Origin of the sequence: Streptomyces sp. NPDC059900, assembly GCF_050270335.1 — a bacterium.
In the GTDB taxonomy this organism is placed as follows: domain Bacteria; phylum Actinomycetota; class Actinomycetes; order Streptomycetales; family Streptomycetaceae; genus Streptomyces.
Genome location: NZ_JBNNJZ010000639.1, coordinates 1 through 4333, shown reverse-complemented (window position 1 = coordinate 4333; position 4333 = coordinate 1). Strand labels below are relative to the sequence as shown.

General features: G+C 70.2%; 4 protein-coding genes. 3 read left to right on the top strand and 1 reads right to left on the bottom strand.

From position 1 onward, the window contains the following. Both ACQKIP_RS40980 and ACQKIP_RS40975 read left to right on the top strand, forming a co-directional pair. A partial coding sequence (locus ACQKIP_RS40980) for a ferredoxin reductase (RefSeq protein WP_427745343.1) occupies positions 1–845 on the top strand: 845 nt, incomplete at its 5' end. A gap of 7 nt (positions 846–852) precedes the next feature. After that, on the top strand, positions 853–1977 hold the full coding sequence (locus ACQKIP_RS40975; protein ID WP_365863493.1) for a fatty acid desaturase family protein: 1125 nt from the start codon (positions 853–855) through the stop codon (positions 1975–1977). A gap of 317 nt (positions 1978–2294) precedes the next feature. Here ACQKIP_RS40975 and ACQKIP_RS40970 read toward each other — a convergent pair whose 3' ends face one another. Further along, a complete protein-coding gene (locus ACQKIP_RS40970; RefSeq protein ID WP_365863491.1) occupies positions 2295–2975 on the bottom strand; it encodes a GntR family transcriptional regulator in 681 nt (226 codons plus the stop codon). 168 nt (positions 2976–3143) lie between these two features. Between ACQKIP_RS40970 and ACQKIP_RS40965 the strand changes: the two genes are divergently transcribed. Next, the coding region (locus ACQKIP_RS40965; RefSeq protein WP_427745342.1) for a 4-oxalomesaconate tautomerase at positions 3144–4333 on the top strand (1190 nt) is incomplete at its 3' end.

Here is a 4333-nt window from a genome sequence, read left to right as displayed (position 1 = left end):
GGTACGTGCGCATCGGGATCGACGTCGAGGGGGTGCGCCTGTGGCGTGCCTACTCCCTCACCTCGCCGACGCACCGCCAGGACGGCCGCGTCACGATCACCGTGAAGGCGATCCCGGACGGCAAGGTCAGCAACCACCTGGTCCGCAGGGCGAAACCGGGCACGCTGATCCAGCTCGACCAGCCGACCGGTGACTTCGTGCTGCCGCAGGCCAAGCCCGCCAAGGTGCTCTACCTGACGGCCGGCAGCGGCATCACGCCCGTGATGGGCATGCTGCGCGACACCGCGTTCGACGACGCCGTCATGATCCACTGCGCGCCGCGGGCGCAAGACGTGATCTTCCGCGACGAACTGCGCGGCCTGGCCGGGGACAAGAGGCTGCGGCTGACCGAGGTGCACACCGACACGGACGGCATGCTCGACATCGCCCGTCTCGGCGAACTCGTGCCCGACTGGACCGAGCGCGAGACCTGGGCCTGCGGGCCCGCAGGCCTGCTGGACGCCGCCGAAAAGCACTGGAGCGAGCACGGCGTACCGGAGCGCCTGCACACCGAACGCTTCCGCCCCAGCGTCGTGGCCACCGGCGACGGCGGCGAGGTCACGTTCAGCGCCACCGGCAAGACGGTCGAGGCGGACGGCGCCACGCCGCTGCTGGACATCGGCGAGGAGGCCGGCGTGCTGATGCCCTCCGGGTGCCGGATGGGCATCTGCTTCGGCTGCGTCACGCCGCTGAAGGCCGGCGCCGTCCGTGACCTGCGCACCGGCGAGATCACCGAGGCCGAGCCGGGCGTCCTCATCCAGACCTGCGTGTCCGCCGCGGCGGGCCCGTGCGACATCGAACGGTAGGAGCACCTTGACCGCCATCGACCCCACCGCCCACTTGACCGCGGAGCAGATCGAGGAGCTCGGCCGCGAGCTGGACGCGATCCGCGACGAGGTGATCGCCGGCCGCGGCGAGAAGGACGCCGCCTACATCCGCAAGGTCATCTCGGCGCAGCGCAAGCTCGAACTGGTCAGCCGGGGCGTGCTGCTGTTCTCGATCTTCCCGCCCGCGTGGCTGATCGGCACCGCAGGGCTGTCCGTCGCGAAGATCATGGACAACATGGAGATCGGCCACAACATCCTGCACGGCCAGTGGGACTGGATGCGCGACCCGAAGATCCACTCCACCACCTGGGAGTGGGACCACGTCTCGCCGTCCGACCAGTGGAAGCACTCGCACAACGAGCTGCACCACACGTACACCAACGTGATCGGCAAGGACAACGACCTCGGCTACGGCATCATGCGCGTCGACGAGGACCAGAAGTGGCACCCGTTCCACCTCGGCCAGCCGCTGTGGAACTTCATCAACGCCTGCTTCTTCGAGTACGGCATCGCGGCCTACGACCTGGAGCTCGGCAAGAACCTGCACAAGCGCCGCCGCAAGAGCCCGGAGTTCCGGGCGCGGGCCAAGGCCGTGGGCCGCAAGATCCGCAAGCAGGTGCTCAAGGACTACGTGATCCACCCGCTGCTTTCGGGCCCGTCGTTCCTGCCCACGCTCGGCGCCACGTTCACCGCCAACCTGGTCCGCAACATCTGGACCCACTCGGTGATCATGTGCGGGCACTTCCCCGAGGGCGTGCAGGTCTTCGAGCGCCGGTCGATCAAGGGCGAGACGCGCGGCCAGTGGTACCTGCGCCAGATGATGGGCTCGGCGAACATCAGCGGCAGCAAGGCCATGCACTTCATGACCGGCAACCTCTCGCACCAGATCGAGCACCACCTGTTCCCGGACCTGCCGAGCAACCGCTACGCGGAGGTCGCGGTGAAGGTGCGCGCGCTGTTCGAGAAGTACGAGCTGGAGTACGTCACCGGGCCGCTGCCCAAGCAGGTGTTCTCCGCGTGGCACAAGGTCTTCCGGCTCTCGCTGCCCAACAAGAAGCCCAAGGCCACGGCCAAGACGCCGGAGCGCGAGCAGGAGCTCGTCGCGGCCTGATTCCGGGCAGGGGTCGGATCCTTCCGCCGCAGCGCCGCCACCGCCGGGTTCGGTCAGATCCGTTACGGACGGTGGCGGCCGCGGCATCACTCTGAGCTGACCGGGGTGTCGCCGCCGAGTTCCTTGCCCGGGGCCGCGACGTCGGAGGCAGAGACTTTTCCGGTCGCCGGCCCAGGAGGCGGCAGAAGGCGCGGAACGCAGCGAGCGGGCCGAGGAAGCCGGTGTCCGTCTCCCGGCGCACCCGGGCCGGGTCATCCACCAACGCCCTTTGAGCGGCATGCTGTTGCGCGTGGATGACTCCGCCGGGCCCTGGCGTCTCAGGTGCGGGTCGCTACCGGTGCGGACGGTGCGGTGGCCGACGACCGCAATTGTTCGATCACGTCGTCCAGGTGCGCGGCCACTGCCCGCGCCGCCGCCGGGGCGTCACCGCTGGTGATGCCGTCGATGATGTCCAGGTGCTGCTGCAGGGACTGGGCGGGACGGCCGGGGCGCAGGGCCAGTCGGAACTGGAAACGCACCATCGGTCCGTTGAGTCGTTCGAGCTGGCGCCTGGCCACCTCCTGGCCGCTGGCCTCGACCACCAGTTCGTGCAGGCGCTGGTTGAGGGCGGAGTAGGTGTGCACCGCCCCGTCCGTGACGGCCTGCCGCATGTCCGTTCCGATCCGGCGCAGTTCCGCACGCTGCGCTTCGTCGGCCTGCGTCGCGGCCTTGGTGGCGCACAGTTGCTCCAGCGCGGAGCGGCACTCGGTGATCTGGATGGCCTCGTCGACGGAGACTGCCCGGATACGTGCGCCGCGGCGCGGGATGATCTCGACGATCTCCTCGGCGGCGAGGTCCTGCAGGGCTTCGCGGACGGCGCTGCGGGTCGTTCCGTAGGACTCGGCGAGGTCGTTCTCCACGAGCCGCTGGCCGGGCACCAGGTCCCCGGAGCGCAGGGAATGCCTGATGGCGTCGGTCACGTACTGGCGTCCGGCGGCGCCCGTCAGCTTGTCCGTCAACTCGGTCGACCTCTTTCGTCGGCAGGTCTGTGCAGGTGAAGCCTAGAGCCGCGGCGGCTCCGGCCGGGCCGTGGGGGACTTCTTTTGTAATTTCTTCAAACATCTTGTCAACAATCTGGTCAATGATCTAGCTTCCTCTGCGTCACCCCCGTTCGCGAAGGAGCACCGATGCCTGCCGAAGCAGCCGCCCGGACCCGCGGTGCGCACCGCCGCGGCTCCCAGACCGCGATTCCGTGCCTGTTCATGCGCGGCGGTACCTCGCGGGGGCCGTTCTTCGACGCGCGGGCACTGCCCGGGGACACCGGGCTCCGTGACGCCGTACTGCTGGCCGCGCTGGGATCTCCCGACCCGCGCCAGATCGACGGGATCGGCGGCGGGCACCCGCTGACCAGCAAGATCGGCATCGTGGGGCCGGGCACGGAACCCGGCATCGACCTGGAGTGGACCTTCGTCCAGGTGCAGCCCGGCGGGGACGTCGCCGACACCTCCTCCAACTGCGGCAACATGCTGGCCGCCGTGCTGCCGTTCGCCGTCGAGACCGGCCTGGTCGTCCCCGACGCCGACCGCACCACCGCCCGCATACGCACCCGCAACACCGGCATGGTCGCCGAGATCACCGTCGCCACCCCGCCGGGCACGGACGGGGCGCGCTACGTCGACTACCAAGGGCAGGCCCGGATCGACGGTGTCCCCGGCACCGCCGCTCCGGTCGAGATCGGCTTCCTGGACACCGCCGGGTCCGTCGCCGGCTCCCTGCTCCCCACCGGGCGTACGCGTGACACCGTCGAGGTTCCCGGAAGCGGCGCCGTCGACGTCACCCTGATCGACAACGGCCAGCCCCTGGTGATCGTGGCGGCCGAGAGCCTGGGCGCCACCGGCTACGAGACGCCGGCACAGATCGACGCCGACGAGCGGCTCAGGGCCCGTGTCGAGGCGCTGCGCCTGATCTGCGGCCAAGCCATGGGCCTGGGCGACGTCACGGAGAAGAACTACCCCAAGATGACGCTGGTGGCGCCACCGCGCCACGGCGGCACCCTCTCCACGCGCAGCCTCATCCCACGGCTGTGCCACCAGTCCATCGGCGTGCTCGCCGCCGTCACGGCCGCCACCGCCTGCGTCCTCGAAGGCAGCGTCGCCCGCGACGTCGCCGCCGACGTGCCCGGCCCGCAGCCCACCGTCTCCGTCGAACACCCCTCCGGAGAGTTCAGCGTCACCCTCGGCCTCACCCCCGACGCACCCCGGCGGGTCACCCGCTCCGCGCTGCTGCGCACCGCCCGCCTCATCATGGCCGGCGACCTGCTGGTGCCCCATTCCCTCTGGGACCCCGCCCCCGCCCCCCAGGACCACCAGGAGAACAC